The following is a 19,493-nucleotide window of genomic DNA, read 5'->3' on the forward strand; positions in this document are numbered from 1 at the left end:
CCTTATATCCCAAAGAGACTAATAAATAGGTCAATGAGCTTGATCCCAATAAATGGCACGATCAGCCCGCCTAAACCATAAATGCCTAAGTTACGTTGCAATAATGATTGTGAGCTCATTGGGCGATAATTAACCCCTTTAATTGCTAGAGGGATCAGGAAAATAATAATTAATGCATTAAAGATCACTGCGGAAAGAATTGCAGAGGCCGGTGAGTGCAAATGCATTACATTTAATGCGTTAAGTTGTGGCCATGTTACGGCGAAGGCCGCAGGAATAATCGCAAAGTATTTAGCAATATCATTGGCAATACTGAAGGTAGTTAATGAGCCTCGGGTCATCAGCATCTGTTTACCAATGTGCACCACTTCAATCAGCTTGGTTGGGTTAGAATCTAAATCCACCATATTACCGGCTTCTTTTGCTGCTTGGGTGCCTGAATTCATTGCCACCGCAACATCCGCTTGCGCGAGTGCCGGTGCATCGTTGGTGCCGTCACCAGTCATGGCAACCAAGCGACCTTCAGATTGATATTGGCGGATCAACGCGAGTTTGGCTTCAGGAGTGGCCTCTGCAAGGAAATCATCCACTCCTGCTTCGGCTGCAATTGCGGCGGCTGTTAAGTGGTTATCCCCCGTGATCATCACGGTTTTGATGCCCATACTGCGCATTTGGGCAAAGCGTTCTTTCATACCCCCTTTGACGATATCTTTTAATGCAACGACACCTAAAACCGTTTTATTATCAACCACCACAAGTGGCGTTTCACCTAAATGGGCCACTTTTTCGACCAGTTGATCCGCTTCAACAGGAAATTTACCGTGGTTAGCTTCGATATAACGGCGGATGGCATCTGCAGAGCCCTTGCGGATCATTCGCTCGCCAATATTGACACCACTCATACGTGTCATCGCGGAGAAAGGAACAAAGGTTGCATTCAGGGCGTGAATATCTCTTTCGCGTAAATTAAACTTTTGTTTTGCTAGCACTACAATGCTGCGGCCTTCGGGTGTTTCATCGGCTAGGGAAGATAATTGCGCGGCATCAGCTAGTTGCTGCTCAGTGATACCCGTTAGCGGTAAAAATTCGGAGGCTTGGCGGTTGCCCAGTGTAATCGTCCCCGTTTTATCGAGTAATAGAACGTCAACGTCTCCTGCTGCTTCCACAGCACGACCGCTGGTGGCTATTACATTTGCCCCTAACATGCGGCTCATCCCTGCCACACCGATGGATGAAAGCAAGCCGCCAATGGTCGTTGGAATTAAACAGACTAATAGGGCAATCAATACTAAAATAGAAACCGCCTCGCCAGCACCTGCATAATCTGCGGCAAAAAGGGTAAAAGGGTACAATGTTGCACAAACGAGGACAAAAATTATCGTGAGTGCAGTTAACAAAATAGTTAACGCAATCTCATTGGGCGTTTTACGGCGTTGCGCACCTTCAACCATGGAAATCATTCTATCTAAGAAGGTTTCACCGGGGTTAACGGTACACTCCACGATCAGCCAATCGGAAAGTACGCGAGTTCCTCCTGTTACAGAGGAAAAATCACCACCGGATTCACGGATCACAGGGGCGGATTCCCCTGTGATTGCGCTTTCATCCACCGAAGCACCACCTTCGATGACTTCACCGTCACAAGGAATGGTTTCTCCTGCGCGGATCAACACAATATCACCTTTACGTAACTGGTCTGAACTCACTATTTCTTGACTTGCCTCCAGTGAGGGGGAAGCTAAACGTGTTGCGCTGCTTTGTTGTTTAACACCTTTTAAGCTTTGGGCTTGTGCTTTGCTTCGTCCTTCAGCGAGCGCTTCCGCAAAGTTAGCGAAAATAACCGTAAACCATAGCCAAAGTGTGATCATTCCACTGAACCAAGCACTGCCTTGCGTGTAATCCATTACCATGGCTAACCAGAGAAACGTGGTGATAATACTGCCAATAAAAACTACAAACATCACAGGGTTACGCCATTGTGCTTGTGGTGTACATTTCTTGATAGATTCAAAAATAGATTGTTTGATTAGCTTATTATCGAATAATTTAATATTTTTATTGTTCATATTTTCCTCCTCATCATCCCGCAAAACCAATGTGTAATTGTTCAGCAATTGGACCTAAAGCAAGGGCTGGTACAAAGGTCAGGGCACCAATGAGAAGCACAGTGAAAATCAGTAACCCAATGAATAAAGGGCCTGTTGTGGGTAAAGTAGCGTGGCTTTGGGCTTGTGGTTTTTTATTGGCCATAGAACCCGCGATCGCTAAAACAGGAAGAATGACACCAAAGCGACCGATAAACATTGCTATCGCAAGTAGCACATTGTAATACGGGGTATTTGTGCTGAGACCTGCAAAAGCGCTACCATTATTATTAGCAGCAGAAGAAAAAGCATATAACACTTCACTAAACCCATGAGCGCCTGGATTTAAAATCCCAGCACGCCCAACTTCAGTCATTAATGAAATAGTTGTACCTAGTAGCACTAAGGTTGGGGTGACCAAAATCGCCAATGCGACCATTTTCATTTCGCGCACTTCGATTTTTTTACCGAGGTATTCAGGGGTCCGGCCAATCATCAGGCCTGCAAGGAACACGGCAAGTAGCACAAATAGCAACATACCGTATAAACCGGAGCCGACACCACCAAATACGACCTCACCAATTTGCATTAACCACATTGGTACCATGCCGCCCATCGCGGTAAAGGAGTCATGCATTGCATTAACCGCACCACAAGATGCCGCGGTAGTAACGACGGCAAATAAAGCGGAGCCAACGATCCCGAAGCGACTCTCTTTTCCTTCCATATTGGCGGAACTCGTTGCGTGTAGCTCGGTTAAAAACGGGTTTCCTACATATTCCGCTTTAACCACGACGATGGCTGCAACCACAAAAATGATCCCCATAACCCAGAGTAAGGTATGACCTTGTTTGTTGTTGCCGACAACACGACCAAAAGCAAAGCAAAGGGCGGTAGGAATGAGGAAAATAGCTAGCATTTGCACAAAATTACTGAGTGCCGTTGGGTTTTCAAAGGGGTGTGATGAGTTAGAGCCAAAAAATCCACCACCATTTGTGCCGAGCAATTTTATCGCTTCCTGCGAAGCAACGGGCCCCATCGGCAATAATTGCTCACTGCTATCTAAAGGATGAATAAGTAAATAATTAGAAAAATTTTGAATAACGCCTTGGCTGACAAAAAATAGTGCAAAAATAATCGCTAGAGGGAAAAGTAAATACACCGTAATTCGGTAAATATCTAACCATGCATTGCCAACCGTTTTACTACCATGGCGTGAAAATGCACGAATAATTGCGAAGGCAACGGCAAGTCCTGTAGCTGCAGATAGAAAGTTTTGCACTGTCAGTCCAGCCATTTGGCTTAAATAGCTTAATGTATTTTCACCACTATAGGCTTGCCAGTTTGTATTAGTAATAAAACTCACTGCGGTATTGAAGGCTAAATCCCAGCTCATTCCCTCAAAATGTTGTGGATTAAGCGGTAAATAGCCTTGATTCATTAAAATAGCGAATAATAAAATAAAACCTAAAATATTAAATAATACAATCGCTAAGGCGTATTGTTGCCAATTCATCTCAGCCATGTGTCTTCCTGGCTGTTTAACACCGGTTAAACGCCAAAGTAGGGATTCACTTGATGCTAATCGACGGGGAATGTCATTGTCGATTAACCGAGCGATCCCATTACCTAAAGGTTTTGCTAAGATGAATAGGATCAGCAAAAAACTACCTAAAAATAGCAATGTGGTCGTCGTCATATCAGAAATCCTCCGCGTTAAGCAGGGCATAAATCAGATACGCTAGCAGTAAAATGACAAGAACTGCCCCAGTAATGGAAAGTAATGACACGGTGTTTTCTCCTTATTATTTCCATGTGATAAGGCTAAAGGGTTCGCTGTAAAGAAGCTGATAAAAAGCATGGGCTGGGTGTAAAAAAAGTATAAAAATAACGATTTATTCGCTTGGAAGAGCGGGCGGTTGTTTATGAAATGAATTGCCTGTTGTTAATTAGTTGTGATTTTTATGTTCAAATAAAACACCACTTGGTTAAATTATGTAGTAAAAATACGGAATGGTCAGTTTTTTTAGTCATATTTACATTTTAAGTGGTCAGATGAGTGGTTTTATTACACAATTTGCAGTATTCTAATCACAGTCAATATATTTCATATTATCTGCTCGGTTTTAGTCGCTCTTTACTACTGTGTTAATGAAAAATGTGTATTAATGGGGAATGATAGGGCAAAGCTAGGATCGGCAAATAAAGTGGCAACTGAAGGAGGATGTCGATGTCCACATATCGCGAATATTCCCGTAATCAGGTACTTGCACGCCGCACTGCAGCTGTAACAGCTGGCATTATTGCGTTTCCGGTTATGGTTTTTTATCCAAAAAGAGCAAAATTTTATAGCCATTTACATAAGGTTTGGGCTAAGACCAGCGATAAACCCGTTTGGCTAGAACGCTCAGAGACAACGCTGGAAAGTCATCGCTAATTTAAAACTTAGTGTCCAGTCATAACCCCTGCAATGTCGAGTTGTGGGGGTTTTGTTTTTTATCTTCCATTCTTTATTTAATCGCCAGTTATTTTTCATGGGCAATAGACCTGATTTGCTCTAAATAATACAGAAAAAAATCATGTTTCCGTTTATGCTTATTGATTATCAGTTAATTACCTTCAAACTGGTGGGTAAACCGTTTAGCTGTGCAGTAAAAAGGACAATATAATGCATAACTTAAGATTAGAAGAAATCATTAATGATGAATTGAAAGTTAGTGAGTTCCAAGATTTTGCACCGAATGGATTGCAAGTTGAAGGGCGGCCACATGTACATAAAATCATCACCGGTGTGACAGCTTGCCAAGCTTTGCTAGATGTCGCTGTTGAAAAGAAAGCCGATGCCATCATTGTTCATCATGGCTATTTTTGGAAAAATGAGCCAGCGATCATCAAAGGGATGAAAAAGAATCGCTTAAAAACATTATTAGCGAATGATATCAACCTGTATGGTTATCACCTCCCATTAGATGCGCATCACCAATTAGGTAATAATACCCAGCTTGCTTATATTATGGGGGTGCAGGTGAATGGCCAAATTGACCCGTTAATGCCATTTGGTTTTTTTGATCAACCCATTACACCTTCAGAATTAACGTCTCGCTTAGAAACTCGCCTTGGCCGTAAAGTTCTTCATTGTGGTGATAATGCAAAAGAAGAAATTCGCCAAATTGCATGGTGTACAGGTGGAGGGCAAGGTTTCATCCTACAAGCGGCGGAATTTGGCGTAGATGCTTTTGTAACAGGGGAAGTTTCTGAGCAAACCATTCATATAGCAAGGGAAATGGGGATCCATTTCTACAGCGCAGGGCATCATGCAACGGAGCGTTATGGGATCAAAGCACTGACTCAGTGGCTCGTAGATGAACATGGGTTAGATGCGGAGTTTGTTGATATCGATAACCCAGCCTAATTTTCGTCATATTTTGTGTTGCGGCGGTGTTGGCTTCTCTCGGCTACTTGGGTCACATACTTGTGTATGCTCCCCAAGCTATCCTCTTTTGCCGCCTAGCCGCAACTCAAACTATTTAGAAAATTGAATTTTCGTTCTATCCGAGCGGCGGCGGAGTTGGTTTCTCTCGGCTACTTGGGTCACATACTTATGTATGCTCCCCAAGCTATCCTCTTTTGCCGCCTAGCCGCAACTCAAACTATTTAGAAAATTGAATTTTCGTTCTATTCGAGCGGCGGCGGTGTTGGCTTCTCTCGGCTACTTGGGTCACATACTTGTGTATGCTCCCCAAGCTATCCTCTTTTGCCGCCTAGCCGCAACACAAACTATTTAGAAAATTGAATTTTCGTTCTATTCGAGCGGCGGCGGAGTTGGCTTCTCTCGGCTACTTGGGTCACATACTTGTGTATGCTCCCCAAGCTATCCTCTTTTGCCGCCTAGCCGTAACTCAAACTATTTAGAAAATTGAATTTTCGTTCTATTCGAGCGGCGGCGGTGTTGGTTTCACCTATAGTCAGTTGTTCTTTGTGTGAAAATTACTTATCAATATTATTCACTTTAAAATAAAAATAATCAGATTAATACACTGTTAATTTAAGACGGTGATCTCACTGAAATTGAAGTCAGTTGACGATATTCATTTTAATTATTTTAAATCAATACATTACATCAAGCCTATCGGCTGTAATATTTAGTAACATAGTTTATTTCTATGTACATTAGAACTTACTGGGCTTATCGTGCTTTAGTCCATTTTTCACTCGATGATTATTCTACTTTCGTTTGTTTTTGGTGTTTTTGTTAGCATTATATAGCGATATTTCAACCAGTTTACGCTAAGTCACTTATCCTAGAGAGATACGTAAGTAGTACGTGTATTTACACGCTATTCATCTGCTTTTATCATCCTTAACTCAAATCTTACCGTGCGCACGGGCTGAGATGACGGAAATTAATCGATAATTATGTCGACTTAACCCAATTTGTCATTCTTGATAAAGGATATCGCTATGCCAACTCCATGTTATATTTCCATTGAAGGAAAAACCCAAGGCAACATCACTGCCGGTGCATTTACTGCGGATTCTGTGGGCAACATCTATGTACAAGGTCATGAAGACCAAATGTTAGTGCAAGAGTTTTCTCACGTCGTGACTGTGCCGACTGACCCACAATCCGGCCAGCCTTCCGGCCAACGTGCGCACAAGCCGTTCCGTTTTACCGTGGCGTTAAATAAAGCGGTTCCGCTGCTGTATAACGCATTAGCGTCTGGCGAAATGTTGCCGAAAGTGGAACTGAAATGGTACCGCACATCCGTTGAAGGCAAGCAAGAGCATTTCTTCACCACTACCCTGACCGATGCAACCATCGTCAATATCGATTGCCAAATGCCACACTGCCAAGACCCGGCAAAAGCGGATTTCACGCAGTTAATCGAAGTCTCTCTGTCTTACCGTAAAATTGACTGGGAACACACCGTTGCAGGCACATCCGGTGCCGATGACTGGCGTGCGCCGCTCGAAGCATAAGTTTGAATTTAGCGAGCCTTTCGAGGCTCGTTTGCGTTTTTCGCTTTTTCTCCTATAGAGGAAATTCCCATGTCTTGGACAGACCCCAATAAAAACAAACGACTCGGCAGCCCCGAAAATAACCCGCTTATTCACGGTGGCGGATACACGGGCGGCAGAACTTATGCACAGGACCAAGCCTTGCAAGAAGCCCATGGTCAGCTGCTAGACCGTATTATGAATGGCGAAATGGGGACGGGATTGGTATTCACTTGCACAATTGGTGGGTTACCCGAAGACACGTTTCAAGTGACCCAGTTTGATTTGCAAGAAGGGCTTTCCCAACTCTTTTCATTGTCGATTCAGGCAGTCAGTCCGTTACCCGAGATTGATTTTCAAACGGTATTGGGTGTGGCCTCCTCGCTGACCGTAAAACGAGATGGAAAAGTTCTTCGCACAGTACAAGGCATTTTAGCCGGGGCAGAGCAAGGCAATACCGATGGGGTTAAAACCTGGTATCACTTTGTGATACGCCCTGAAATGTGGGTGATGACGCTTAAGCAGGACAGCCGCATTTTCCAAAATATGACGGTGCCGAACATTCTTGAGACGCTATTGAGCGAGTCTCACATTAAATTTGATAAGCAGTTTTACCACCCCGAAGAGCATCTGAAACGCGAGTACATCACTCAAAAGCGCGAAACGATGTATGAATTCTGGTGTCGGCTTGCTGCTGAAGAAGGGATTAATTACTGGTTCGAAGAAGGCCCTCAACTGTTTTACAGTGACCGCCACTTAGGCATGAAAGCGGGTGTTTCGCTCACCTATAATCCGCAATCTGAAACGGATATCACCGACAGTACCGCCACCACATGGCGTTACGCTGAACAGTTGTGCAGCGATATCCGTGTGGATAAAGACTACAACCAACTCCGCCCCTCTTACCCACTGAGCCACCAAGTTACCGGCGAAGTCCATCAACAACATGAAGTGTTTGAAAGCTATGGTCGCTTTCAAGAAGATGCGCAAGGGCAGCCCTTCAACCAAATTCGTTACGAGCAATCACAAAACCAGCGGCAAGTAGGAACGGCTACGACGAACTGCATTGAGTTAGCACCGGGGCGTATTTTTACCTTGTCTAACCATCCTAGCCCTCGAATGAATACGACGTGGCAGGTGGTGAGTGTCTCCCATCATGGCGTGCAACCCCTTGCCGATAACAGTGGCGGTGAAGGGACTCAGATGAGTAACCAGCTGTCCTTTGTGCCTAGCACCCAAGAGTGGCGACCGCCCTATCGGTATAAACCTACAGCGGATGGGGATGAGCTGGCTACCGTTGTCGGGCCGCCGGGTGAAGAAATTTATACCAATGCGCAAGGCGCTGTGACCGTCTATTTCCATTGGGACAGGCGCGGCAAACCTGACCATAGCGCGTCTTGTTGGGTGCGAGTCGCCCACGGTTGGAACGGCGATGGCTTTGGGTTTATGTCCATCCCCAGAATTGGGCAGGAAGTGATTATTTCCTATCTTAACAATGATATAGATAAACCGATTATTACGGGCTGTACCTATAATGGCCGTAATCGTCCCCCTATTGATTTACCGAAACACAAAACACGCACGACATTTCGCACCAAAACCCACAAAGGGGATGGGTTCAATGAGCTGCGTTTTGAAGATGAAGCAGGCCAAGAAGAAATCTATCTGCATGCGCAAAAGAATTTGGCCATCAATGTGCTGAACTCACGGGGTGAACGGATTAATTACGACCGGACAACCAGTATTGGTCATAACGATGAACTGGTTGTTGCCAGTAATCGGACCGTGACGGTTGAAGGTAATCAAGCGCACAAAACAACCGGTAACTACCAAGACAAAGTTGAGGGAGACCACCACCTTTCGGTTGAGGGCGACCTAGTTGAGGCAATACAAGGTGTGGTCAGCGTGAATGCACAAGGGGATATCACCTTACAAAGCAGCAGTAAAATCACGTTAAAAGTGGGCGGAAGCTTTGTTATCGTTCACAGCGGTGGCGTGGATATTAAAGGACCTGCGATAAACTTAAATTCAGGAGGAAGCCCTGGGGATATCCTGCAAGCGACTAACCCTGCGGTACTCAAAGCGGCGGCGAGCAGTGGCGCGGCCTTTGTGGCGCATTGTCCCATGAAGGAAGGGCAAGAGGAGGCGGAAAATGGTTAAACCTGAAACGTGCTATGCCATTATCGATGCGGCTTCCGAGCCTGATGTTTTTAATTTGCTTGCAGAACATGAACCGCCGGCGAGTTGCCTATACAGTGAGCCAATTCAACCGGAGATTGTGTCATTAGCGCCCTATTTAGTGGAAGTCACCGAAGAAGTGCAACGCTGGTTAAGTACGCGAGAGACGCCTTGGGGAATTTATGTTTATACGCACGCAACCATGCGTGAGTTACGTCAGCATCTGCGCAAATACTTGATGGTGATGATACCGGGACAAGAAAAGCCGGTCTTTTGGCGTTTTTATGACCCTCGCAATGTGTGGGATGTGCTTGGAACCTTTGATAATTGGCGTTTGCATGTGTTTTTAGGTCCTATCACGAAACTGAAGACATTGTTATGGGGAGAGGAAACCGCTTCCCGCTTTGAGCGTGAGCGCCGCGGATTTCCGGATAATGCGAAGCTTGGGGGCAAGCTGATGCGTTTTACTGATGCAGAAATGAAATTATTATCTCAACAAAAAATAGCGTTATTAACAGCGAAAATGGCACTTTTTTTTGTTCGAGCAACTGAAAAATATCAGACCCAAAAAGAACATGAAACGATTGAAAGTTTAATCTTGCAAACTATCTGTAATCCCAAAATACGTTCATTAAAATATTTTACGTCAGATTTGTGTCATGAAAAAACATGGGCATTTTACTTTGAGTATGCAAAAAGGATCGTAGATATTTGTTATGAACACGATATCAATCACGAAAAATCAATAAGTCTATTTTGTTATCTTCTTGTTTATTACGAAATATATGATGTGGATTCTCTTCCTTCGGAATGGCGTGTGATTTTATCAATACCGGATGCAATGGACTTTTATAAACTTGAAAAGTTATCGATGATGTTAATAAATACCATTCCAGATTTTTATCGGCAGTACAGTGCCTAAGGAGATTGTAGTGCCTAACCGGCTATTACCAATAAAACTAGTTAGTCCTGAGGGACTCATATTTCACTACTATCCCTACTTATCCATTATTAATGGAAAAGTGACGATTGTTCGATAAGGAACTAATTTATGCCCAAAATTATTCTCATGGGTGATTCCGATACAGGCCATGGCAAGTATGGCCCTACCCAAGTAATTACAGGTTCATCAACAGTAAAAGTCGATGGCAAGGCAGTGGCTCGGCAAGGAGATGCGTTAGCGCCCCATGGTGGGCATTCAAGAACTATCGTTGGTGGTTCAAGTAGTGTATTTATTGATGGCAAATCTGCGGCTCGAACTGGCGATCCGGTAAGCTGCGGCGGTGTATTAATGGGTAACTCGTCGGTAACGATTGGTTAATTGATAGAAACGAATATAACCTTCAGGGATTTAATTTTTTATCTAGCATAGTCACCAACATTTTTAATGTCTTTATCTCGGCAGAGGTTTATTTTTTTATAATACCGAAACGTGACATTTCTAAACTGGGGCTACTGCGGAAGCTTGCTTAAGCACTCTTATATTAAGTTAAAACTAATATTTAACTTATGTATTTACAGTCTACCTTGTAATACCTAAAGCTAAGTAAGGGATTATGATGTCTTCATCTGAAAATAAACAGTCAAGTGTATTTGCGAATATTTGCCAATCATGCAATATCCCCACAAACTGCACTTTAGAAGCCACAATAAATTTTGATGGGAAAACTGAAATATACCGTCAAGAACAACATTTTTTTAGGCGATTTACTTATCTAATAGAACCTAAAAAAGGTAAAACGGTTCCATTAAAGTTAATGGCTACACCAAAAGGTTGTATTTCGCATAATCCTAACTGCCCTATTGGGAACGTATTTAATGAAAATGGTTCACTCTATGGGGATTTTTCCCCACAGAAAGTATTTGATGATGTCCTTGTTTATACCAAAAGAACATCTGAGTTTTCTTTCGGGGAAAATAATCCAATATCTATGCTTGATAGTTTTATTTATCGAAAAGGTTTCACTGATGACCCTCGTTATCGTCAAAGGTATGGTATGAGATTATCAGAATGTGGAGCGGCGCCATTTCTGACCGTTCCCAATGCCATAAAATTACTCCAGGTGACACTGAACCCAGTGACTCATGGTACTGCTTTACTTTTTAAAGAAGGAAAAAAGCATCTAGCATCCGCTCAATTTGATCTTATTTTATACCGTGAATTTAAAGTTAGTGTTGAGATCGGCCTTGAATCTGCATTAGAGGAAAAGAGTAACGAAGCTCGAAAAGCTGAACAAACAGCAAATAATGTAGCGAGAGGATACAGACCAACGCACAGTGGCTGGACTAAACACACAAAAAAATACGGTATTAAAACTGGATTAGGTATTAAAGGTGAGATCACTAGTATTATAGGTGATGAAACAGTCGCCTTTAACACAGAGCTTAAAAAAGAGTTTCTTACAAATAAGAATAAGCTCAACTTAACAAATAGTATTGATACTGCATTTAATAAAATCAATTCTGTATTAAGCTCAGGAAATAGAGTGCAATATCCCTTGGTTTCAACTGAATTCTGCTATCCAGTACTAAAAATAGAAGGCGGAATAAAAACACATCAATCTTCAAATTATGGTGTTATTACTCAAGGGAATGTTTCGGTTGGGTTTGCGCCTCTATTTGGTTTTCAAATTACTGTAGACCTATTAACCGCTTTTGCTACCTATGCACATGTTGATTTTGTTGTTAACAATGCACGAGAATTCCTCGAGAAAAATGAAGAAGCTGTTAAGGAAGGCAACGAAGGTGCTTATGCCAAAATGGTGCTTGAACTCACGTTTAGCTGTGGATTACATGGTAACTTTAAATTTAAAACTGATGATGAAGGTGAGTTTGAGTCTGACGGACGAGATATTGAAATTCAAGGTGAATTAATCGGTAATGCGCACATAGAAGCAGGTATTAACTATTGGGGAATACAAGGTTTTTTTGAAGCTGGTGCTGAAATTGCGGCTAAACTAAATATCGCTTTTGACAAAGAAAAGGGGGACGATTTAACGGTTGTTATTTATCACGAAGGCATTAAAGCAAAAGTTTATACTAACTATAGTATGGGTGCACAAAATAAACCTATAGAAAGTGATACGCCCCCAATACAGATAAAACCTGGTGGCTATAAAGAATGGATAATTTATGAGGCTTTGAATAAAGATGAATCAGATTGGCGTTTTACCTTGGGCTAAAATTATATTTTTTTTGTTTGGAATGGTGGGCGTTATGAGTAGTTCAAATGCAGAAGAAAAAATGAAAACAAACTATATCGTTAGCTTTAATACTAATGATGCTTTGTGTTTTATAAAAATTAACGACATGTTGGTTATTGATAATGTAGGAATGACCGACAATAGTTTTACTACTGGAAAAACTATTAGTTCATACCTACAAAATGGTAAAAACACGCTGAGTGTTACAATGCTAAATAACTCATTAACTGATAGCGATAAATTAACTAGTAACATGTGGTGTTCAGCTACAGTTAAAAAAACAATTGATGACAAGCCAAGTTTTGGAATTAAATTAATTGTTGATACTAATGGGGAAATTAAAATAAACCCAGATTTTTATCCTAGTAAAATCGAGTTTTTTGGTGATAGCCCTCGCTCTAATAATGCTGAAAAAAATATGATAGAGGCAACTAAGTCCTTTGTTGCAAAAGACTTACCTGAATGGAACTGGACGAAAGGGCAACCAGTATCGAATGCAGATATACCTCAAATCAAAAATTTTTATGAATCACTTCAGAATTCATTTAAAAACCAAAATTTAGATGAGATATATAAAAAAACAGAAGGAATGTGGGGTTCACTTGCAATAGAACAAGGTAGTACACCACAAAAAATGTGGGAATCAATGCCATTTAAACGTTTTTTTAATGAGGGCTATAAATCAGTTCCTATAAATTGGGATGGGTTTAAACTTAATTCATATATGGACGGTAGAATTTTTCGTTTTGAAAAAGGATATGGCCGAGCTTCTCCACTAAAAATAGAAAATTCAAATGGTGATTTTTTCATCACGACACCTTATTTATCAATAATTGATGGTAAAGTAACGGTTGTTAAATAAAATATATTGCCCCTGTAAATAATTCTGTGTATTTGTCTTTCATTTAAATATGACCGTCTAGGCGGTCATCAAACGGAATAATAAAACGGCTCATTGCTTGTTTCCAATTTATCTATAATCGATGGTAAGGTAACCGTTATTAAATAATACATATTTAGCCTGTAAATAATTTTGTGCAAGTTACTTATGCAACTACATATCTCCTCCAAAGCAATCTGTAAAGGGGATTTGGAGAAATACATCAAAGGTTTTAATGATGGAAAGCTAACGATTACTAACAAGCTTACAGAATTAAAATAATGAAAATTGAAAATAATCAAGGAAATGAATTATTGCGTATTTTAATGAAGTATATTCCTATAGATTGGAGGCGATGTAGCTTGGGGTATAAAAAAGCATTTGTTGACCCGACTAATATTATCGATGGAGAAATGTATATGATTGACACTATCAATGAGCTACCTTCAACTCATTTTCGTCCTATCGATGAACGCAGCCATCAAGATTTTATTGCTATCTTAAAAGCTGCTGTCGAGTCTTATCATGGGAAAATTGATTGGGTTTTAATCGGTAGACAAAAAACAGATACACCAGAATATAATTGGGGAGTAGAGCCTGCAATACTTCGAGAGCAATCAGTTATTAATGAGTCTAAAAAATTAAACCTAACGGCTAAAAAATATTTAGCCCAAAAAATGCCTGAGCTAGGGCCAATTGCCTATGCGGATTTAATTAATCTTGCTAAACATGTCGATAAGTATTTAAAAAAATATTATTTACCTTTAAAGCGTCATTCATAAACTCTACTGAGGAAAATAATGTAAACTACCAATAAATGAATATTGTTTAGGATGTTATATTGGAGATAGTTTAATAGGGAATGCAAATGTCTATGGTTCATAATCGATTCAGTTTAATTGCTATCATCATCGGAGCTTTTAGCATTCTTGTAATACTTGTTAATCAAAGCGTCGAACGTGAATATATCCAATCCAAACCTAAGTTAGAGCAGATTGTTCATGAAAAGGTAAGTAGTATAAAAAAAGCGACAATGGATGCAATTAAAGGAAAAGCGTATCAAGCCCCTACCGTAGATCCTGCCAATGAACAGCGACAGCTTTTATTAGATAAAATTGAATTATCCAAACAAGTTAGTATAACGCTCAGTGTATTTGGTATTATTTTTGCTGCTATTTCATTTATTCGCCATGAAAACAAAAACTCAGCCAGAATAGCATTAGCACTAAATGGGAGTGTTCTCGCTATTTCTCTTCTATTGTATGCTGCCGCAGGTATAGCCAGCATTGTTGCTGTTTTACTTGTCATTTGGTTTATAGGTAACTTTTTTGACATTTTTAGTATTTGTTAGCTTCTTAAGGAAAGTGTCTTAATTTTGTTGTGCAAAACAGCAAAATACGTAGCAACCACGGTACTGCGTGATGGAGAGCTTGTGCTGAGCTTTCAAGTCGAAGCGGGTATTTTTGCAAGGGATCCTCTGGGGCAATCTATTCCATCCATTTATTGGTACTACTTGGTGGATCGTCTGAAAGGCGAAATTGCGCCATTGCGTTACCGAAACGGTGATCCTAATGATAAACTTTATGGCTGTATTGATGAGGAAGGCACCGAATGACGAGTTTATATACGGCAACAAAGCACCCGGAGCAATTAGAAACCACACCATTAATTGCACAAAGTCATCATTACGATGATCCATTGGAGCCTCAAAAACTGGTATTTTTAGATGCGGTCAATCAACAGCGTTGTGTGATCAACTCTCCACAACGTAATAGCCAGCTCACTAATACGATCCCATTTTTTATCGTGCTTTTAGTAATGGCCTTTTACACACTGTTTGGTTTTATTGAAAACCATAAATCGAATTATTTTACCCTTCAAGATAATTCTAACTATTTCAATAAAAAATATGGTGTCGATAACTTACCAGCAGGGTTATCAAACTATTTACCATATATGAAAGTTAAGGAAATAAGTATCGGAACATATCTAATCGATTACTATACTGATAAAATTTATAGAAATGATGATCTTAAGGTATTGATGATTATCGGCTGGCTAATTTTTTTCCCCGGTTTTTTATGGTTATTGGGTTATCTCTCTTTCTTCACACCTCCGGTTTACCTTATTGCGGATAGGCAACGAGGAATATTGTATAGCTATGGGATGGGGAAGGTACGTTTAACACGCTATGAAGATGCAGAATTCGGCTATGCAGGTAAAATGCTGGCGATTAAACTGTATGGCATTGATGAAAAAACAGGGCAATTGAAAACGATCCTCTATCGCCCGAATGTCTCACATTACTCCAGTTTCCTGACCAGCACCGACAGTGAAAACCATCGTTTTATCACGTTTCTCAATGCCTATATGCAACAAGGGCGAGATGCGGTTTCGCCTGTCGATTACCAAGCCCGCAAACCCTTTTTATTTTTTGGTAAGAACCCATTTCCTGCTGATTTTGAGCAACAGGTCGAACAGATTTTAGCAAAGCTTGATCAGGAGAAAAAACGCAATGCGTAGTCTTGTGAACGGCAGAAAAATTATCTTAAAAAATGATATGACGAATACCGGAGGCACGGTGTTGACGGCCTCTTCTCTCGCCAAGCAAACCCAAGGAGTCGCCTGTGTGGGCGACTCTGTTTATTGTCCTTCATGTAAAAAAACAGGGACTATCGTTGAAGGCGATAGCTTAATGAAGATCAATGGTATTCCTGTTGCATTAGAAGGTCACAAAGTCGCTTGTGGATGTTCTGGGGGCTGTGTGCTTGTTGCTGTAGGCTAAATGTTAATGTGTTTTAACTTGCTCATATAGCTCGCATATCAGTATCACGTGTTGCTGCTTTACTTTGGTTACTCGTTAGTGAGATAAAACTAACCGTTTAATCAAGCGCACAAAACAACCGGTAACTACCAAGACAAAGTTGAGGGAGACCACCACCTTTCGGTTGAGGGCGACCTAGTTGAGGCAATACAAGGTGTGGTCAGCGTGAATGCACAAGGGGATATCACCTTACAAAGCAGCAGTAAAATCACGTTAAAAGTGGGCGGAAGCTTTGTTGTCGTTCACAGCGGTGGCGTGGATATTAAAGGACCTGCGATAAACTTAAATTCAGGAGGAAGCCCTGGGGATATCCTGCAAGCGACTAACCCTGCGGTACTCAAAGCGGCGGCGAGCAGTGGCGCGGCCTTTGTGGCACATTGCCCTATGAAAGAAGGGCAAGAGGAGGCGGAAAATGGTTAAACCTGAAACGTGCTATGCCATTATTGATGCGGCTTCCGAGCCTGATGTCTTTAATTTGTTTGCCGAGCACGAACCGCCGGCGAGTTGCTTATACAGCGAACCGATTCAACCTGAAATTGTGTCATTAGCGCCCTATTTAGTGGAAGTGACCGAAGAGGTGCAACGCTGGTTAAGTACGCGAGAGACGCCTTGGGGAATTTATGTTTATACGCACGCAACCATGCGTGAGTTACGTCAGCATCTGCGCAAATACTTGATGGTGATGATACCGGGACAAGAAAAGCCGGTCTTTTGGCGTTTTTATGACCCTCGCAATGTGTGGGATGTGCTTGGAACCTTTGATAATTGGCGTTTGCATGTATTTTTAGGTCCCATTACGAAACTGAAGACATTGTTATGGGGAGAGGAAACCGCTTCCCGCTTTGAGCGTGAGCGCCGCGGATTTCCGGATAATGCGAAGCTTGGGGGCAAGCTGATGCGTTTTACTGATGCAGAAATGAAATTATTATCTCAACAAAAAATAGCGTTATTAACAGCGAAAATGGCACTTTTTTTTGTTCGAGCAACTGAAAAATATCAGACCCAAAAAGAACATGAAACGATTGAAAGTTTAATCTTGCAAACTATCTGTAATCCCAAAATACGTTCATTAAAATATTTTACGTCAGATTTGTGTCATGAAAAAACATGGGCATTTTACTTTGAGTATGCAAAAAGGATCGTAGATATTTGTTATGAACACGATATCAATCACGAAAAATCAATAAGTCTATTTTGTTATCTTCTTGTCTATTACGAAATATATGATGTGGATTCTCTTCCTTCGGAATGGCGTGTGATTTTATCAATACCGGATGCAATGGACTTTTATAAAATTGAAAAGTTATCGATGATGTTAATAAATACCATTCCAGATTTTTATCGGCAGTACAGTGCGTAAGGAGGTTGCCAGTGTCTAAAGAATATCCAGAGGTCGTTTGTGATTGTAAATTACCTGATGATTGCACACTTGAAGTCGAGATTGAATTTGGTCAACAAAAAGAAACTTATCGCCAAAATGGGATTAAAAAAGATTTTTTTCATATTATCGAATTTAAAGGTAAAAATAGTTTTCTAGCGGCAGAGCTTTCTGATTTTAATAATATTTTCAACATTGAAAAAAATCCTGAATCGTTTTTACCTGAAATCTCAGTGCCTTTTAAGGTAAAGACCTGTTCGAAGGTATGTGTCTCTAATAATCCTGAGTGCCCCATTGGAAATGTCTATGGTGATGTTGCCTATGACTTTGGGCAATCAACATCTTATAACAATAAAGTGGCACAAGTACCTCAAGGTGTAAAACCGATTGGGGAAGTCAAGAATACGTTTGTGGGTAAAGTCACGCCAGCTAAGGCATTAGATATTCCGTTAGTTTACACAAAACAATTTCGTCAATTTGGTGCAGAGGTGATGAATCCGTTTACGGTGTTGGCTGATTTATTCGTTGATTTATGGAATGATTTGGATGATGAATACGCCGTTAGTAGATTGAAGCATACCCAAGAATATCGATTATCGATTGCAGAATGTGGGCACAAACCGTTTGAGCCCAAAATGTATAATGCCTCAATCAACAATAATATTTTGTTAAATGCAGGGGCTTTCGTGTATCAAAAATTTGGTTCGAGGTCGGTTTTTGATACAAAGTTCTATTTAATTTTACAGCAAAAAACCAAAATTGATTTAACGATTGCGTTCAATGAAAAAACAACAGGTCAAAATGATGTTGCGAGAAAAAAATTAACTGCACAAAAGAACCAAGCGTTGGGCCATAACGGCTCAAAGCCTCACAGTGGCTGGACAAAATCAGGTACAGAACTGACAACCTCAAGTATTAAATTTGAAGGCTCGATTTCAAAAATATTGGGGATGGACAGTAAAAAATGGAGTGCTGAACTGAAACATGAATACACACAATTAAAAAAGAAAAAAGAGCTTTCTTTGCTTGAAAAAGTAAATAAAGGCGTCGATAGTTTTAATCGATTATTATCGACCGCTCCAGATAAAAGCCCAAGTAAGTACAAACAACAAGAATATGAATTGGCAAAATTTGAGCTTATTTATCCGACAATCAAAGTCAGTGGTAGCCGAGAAATTGCATTAACAAAAAATAATCAAGTCATGCCTAAATACGATGTGTATTTACGTGGCGACCCGTTTTTTGGTTTCAAATTCACATTTGACATGATACAGGCTTTCGCTGCTTATTTTGGTATCAACACTATTGTCACCGTTATTCGAGAAAGGGGGACACAGAGTGAAGGGAAGGTCAATAGAGGGGAAGATGGTGCATTTATTGGTGCCCAGCTTGATTTAACCTTTAATCTGTCTTTAAACTGCGGCGTAAAATATAAGACAGAGAGTGATGGAATTACAAAATTTGATGAAAAAAGTAGTGATGTCCACTTATCGTTCACAATGAGCTGTGTAACGAACATCCGCGGAGGTTTTCGTTATTATGGTATCTCAGGCTTTTTTAAAGCGGAAGCAAAAGTAACCGCAATTGTAAAAGCCGCTTGGGTTCCAAATGGAAATGGTGAGATTGTTTTTTACCATGAGGGAATAAAGGCTTATGCGAGTGTTGAATATGGTGTAGGGATCGGAAAAAAAGAAACAGAAGAGAATAATGACGCTGATAAATTTGGTCATTCAAAAAAGAATATCAAAGTCGAAGAATCAACCAAGCCACTAGATAAGGAGTGGATTATTCATGAACCGTTATCCAAAGAGAAATCAGAGTATCGTTGGTCTATTTTCTCACCATCTAACGAAAGCTATGGAGTATCAGAGATCTGGTAAGCGTCTTTCGTTGAAAAATGTATTGCATATAACGAGTATTATAATGGTATTAGGTTTTAGTGGAGTCA

19 protein-coding genes are annotated in these 19,493 nt (G+C 40.8%); 16 read left to right on the forward strand and 3 right to left on the reverse strand.

Annotation, left to right across the window (positions count from 1 at the left end; genetic code table 11):
* Positions 1-2 precede the first annotated feature (2 nt).
* Genes kdpB through kdpF form a run of 3 tightly spaced genes read right to left on the reverse strand, consistent with a single transcriptional unit; the run spans position 3 to position 3,874 of the window.
* Entirely contained in the window at positions 3-2,066 is a 2,064-nt protein-coding gene (gene kdpB / locus M1E86_RS05140; protein WP_213914243.1) for a potassium-transporting ATPase subunit KdpB, read from the reverse strand.
* A 13-nt stretch (positions 2,067-2,079) separates the two neighbouring features.
* Positions 2,080-3,783, reverse strand: coding sequence for a potassium-transporting ATPase subunit KdpA (gene kdpA / locus M1E86_RS05145; protein WP_125894149.1), 1,704 nt, complete (start codon positions 3,781-3,783; stop codon positions 2,080-2,082).
* Between the two features lies 1 nt (position 3,784).
* Positions 3,785-3,874, reverse strand: a complete 90-nt coding sequence (gene kdpF / locus M1E86_RS05150) for a K(+)-transporting ATPase subunit F (RefSeq protein ID WP_125894147.1) — start codon at positions 3,872-3,874, stop codon at positions 3,785-3,787.
* 440 nt (positions 3,875-4,314) lie between these two features.
* Here kdpF and M1E86_RS05155 point away from each other — a divergent pair, with 440 nt between their 5' ends.
* The 16 genes from M1E86_RS05155 to M1E86_RS05230 all read left to right on the forward strand — a co-directional run bounded on the left by M1E86_RS05155 (position 4,315) and on the right by M1E86_RS05230 (position 19,425).
* The gene (locus tag M1E86_RS05155; protein ID WP_036957942.1) at positions 4,315-4,521 is read left to right on the forward strand and encodes a YbfA family protein; all 207 of its coding nucleotides are present in this window, start codon (positions 4,315-4,317) and stop codon (positions 4,519-4,521) included.
* 231 nt (positions 4,522-4,752) lie between these two features.
* The gene (locus tag M1E86_RS05160; protein ID WP_125894146.1) at positions 4,753-5,496 is read left to right on the forward strand and encodes a type 2 GTP cyclohydrolase I; all 744 of its coding nucleotides are present in this window, start codon (positions 4,753-4,755) and stop codon (positions 5,494-5,496) included.
* A 1,049-nt stretch (positions 5,497-6,545) separates the two neighbouring features.
* Positions 6,546-7,064, forward strand: a complete 519-nt coding sequence (locus tag M1E86_RS05165) for an Hcp family type VI secretion system effector (protein WP_004246976.1) — start codon at positions 6,546-6,548, stop codon at positions 7,062-7,064.
* Positions 7,065-7,133: 69 nt separating this feature from the next.
* Positions 7,134-9,242, forward strand: a complete 2,109-nt coding sequence (locus tag M1E86_RS05170; protein WP_426099270.1) for a type VI secretion system Vgr family protein — start codon at positions 7,134-7,136, stop codon at positions 9,240-9,242.
* Positions 9,235-10,182, forward strand: a complete 948-nt coding sequence (locus M1E86_RS05175; RefSeq protein ID WP_319862037.1) for a DUF4123 domain-containing protein — start codon at positions 9,235-9,237, stop codon at positions 10,180-10,182. Before M1E86_RS05170 ends, M1E86_RS05175 begins: the two co-directional genes overlap by 8 nt.
* 129 nt (positions 10,183-10,311) lie before the next feature.
* Positions 10,312-10,581, forward strand: a complete 270-nt coding sequence (locus M1E86_RS05180; protein WP_213913229.1) for a PAAR domain-containing protein — start codon at positions 10,312-10,314, stop codon at positions 10,579-10,581.
* A 238-nt stretch (positions 10,582-10,819) separates the two neighbouring features.
* The gene (locus tag M1E86_RS05185) at positions 10,820-12,442 is read left to right on the forward strand and encodes a hypothetical protein (RefSeq protein WP_426099271.1); all 1,623 of its coding nucleotides are present in this window, start codon (positions 10,820-10,822) and stop codon (positions 12,440-12,442) included.
* Entirely contained in the window at positions 12,411-13,325 is a 915-nt protein-coding gene (locus M1E86_RS05190) for a hypothetical protein (protein ID WP_213914670.1), read from the forward strand. Before M1E86_RS05185 ends, M1E86_RS05190 begins: the two co-directional genes overlap by 32 nt.
* Positions 13,326-13,624: 299 nt before the next feature.
* A complete protein-coding gene (locus M1E86_RS05195) occupies positions 13,625-14,125 on the forward strand; it encodes a hypothetical protein (RefSeq protein ID WP_213914669.1) in 501 nt (166 codons plus the stop codon).
* 86 nt (positions 14,126-14,211) lie between these two features.
* Entirely contained in the window at positions 14,212-14,694 is a 483-nt protein-coding gene (locus M1E86_RS05200) for a hypothetical protein (RefSeq protein WP_213914668.1), read from the forward strand.
* Positions 14,695-14,718: 24 nt separating this feature from the next.
* Complete coding sequence (locus M1E86_RS05205; protein ID WP_426099272.1) at positions 14,719-14,958, forward strand: hypothetical protein; 240 nt, start codon at positions 14,719-14,721, stop codon at positions 14,956-14,958.
* On the forward strand, positions 14,955-15,866 hold the full coding sequence (locus M1E86_RS05210; RefSeq protein WP_213914667.1) for a hypothetical protein: 912 nt from the start codon (positions 14,955-14,957) through the stop codon (positions 15,864-15,866). Before M1E86_RS05205 ends, M1E86_RS05210 begins: the two co-directional genes overlap by 4 nt.
* Positions 15,859-16,128 (forward strand): PAAR domain-containing protein, encoded by a 270-nt coding sequence (locus M1E86_RS05215; RefSeq protein WP_213914666.1) that lies wholly within the window; start codon positions 15,859-15,861, stop codon positions 16,126-16,128. The genes M1E86_RS05210 and M1E86_RS05215 overlap by 8 nt, the downstream gene beginning before the upstream one ends.
* 204 nt (positions 16,129-16,332) lie before the next feature.
* Positions 16,333-16,587: a hypothetical protein gene (locus M1E86_RS05220; protein ID WP_185746872.1), complete on the forward strand. Its 255-nt coding sequence runs from the start codon at positions 16,333-16,335 to the stop codon at positions 16,585-16,587.
* Positions 16,580-17,527: a DUF4123 domain-containing protein gene (locus tag M1E86_RS05225; RefSeq protein WP_426099273.1), complete on the forward strand. Its 948-nt coding sequence runs from the start codon at positions 16,580-16,582 to the stop codon at positions 17,525-17,527. Before M1E86_RS05220 ends, M1E86_RS05225 begins: the two co-directional genes overlap by 8 nt.
* Before the next feature lie 11 nt (positions 17,528-17,538).
* A complete protein-coding gene (locus M1E86_RS05230; RefSeq protein ID WP_426099274.1) occupies positions 17,539-19,425 on the forward strand; it encodes a hypothetical protein in 1,887 nt (628 codons plus the stop codon).
* Positions 19,426-19,493 lie beyond the last annotated feature (68 nt).

This window comes from Providencia sp. PROV200, from assembly GCF_049901995.1.
Taxonomy (GTDB): Bacteria; Pseudomonadota; Gammaproteobacteria; order Enterobacterales; family Enterobacteriaceae; genus Providencia; species Providencia rettgeri_E.